The following is a 756-nucleotide window of genomic DNA, read 5'->3' as shown; positions in this document are numbered from 1 at the left end:
CCCTCCAACACCTAGTATTCATCGTTTACGGCATGGACTACCAGGGTATCTAATCCTGTTCGCTACCCATGCTTTCGAGCCTCAGCGTCAGTAACAGACCAGAAAGCCGCCTTCGCCACTGGTGTTCTTCCATATATCTACGCATTTCACCGCTACACATGGAGTTCCACTTTCCTCTTCTGTACTCAAGTTTTGTAGTTTCCACTGCACTTCCTCAGTTGAGCTGAGGGCTTTCACAGCAGACTTACAAAACCGCCTGCGCTCGCTTTACGCCCAATAAATCCGGACAACGCTTGCCACCTACGTATTACCGCGGCTGCTGGCACGTAGTTAGCCGTGGCTTTCTGGTTAAATACCGTCAAAGCATGAACAGTTACTCTCATGCTTGTTCTTCTTTAACAACAGAGTTTTACGAGCCGAAACCCTTCATCACTCACGCGGCGTTGCTCCATCAGACTTTCGTCCATTGTGGAAGATTCCCTACTGCTGCCTCCCGTAGGAGTCTGGGCCGTGTCTCAGTCCCAATGTGGCCGATTACCCTCTCAGGTCGGCTACGTATCATCGTCTTGGTGGGCTTTTATCTCACCAACTAACTAATACGGCGCGGGTCCATCCCGAAGTGATAGCAGAGCCATCTTTTAAGTCGGAACCATGCGGTTCTGACTAATTATGCGGTATTAGCATTTGTTTCCAAATGTTATCCCCCGCTTCGGGGCAGGTTACCCACGTGTTACTCACCAGTTCGCCACTCGCTCC

At 50.5% G+C, this 756-nt stretch carries 1 rRNA gene (only partly in view); it reads right to left on the bottom strand.

Annotation, left to right across the window (positions count from 1 at the left end):
* Positions 1-756, bottom strand: a 16S ribosomal RNA gene (locus RZ74_RS06815); its annotated part reaches 1,085 nt to the left of the window's first position; the annotation flags it as partial.

Origin of the sequence: Apilactobacillus apinorum (genome assembly GCF_001281175.1) — a bacterium.
GTDB classification, from domain to species: Bacteria; Bacillota; Bacilli; order Lactobacillales; family Lactobacillaceae; genus Apilactobacillus; species Apilactobacillus apinorum.
This window is presented reverse-complemented; position numbering and strand designations above follow the sequence as displayed.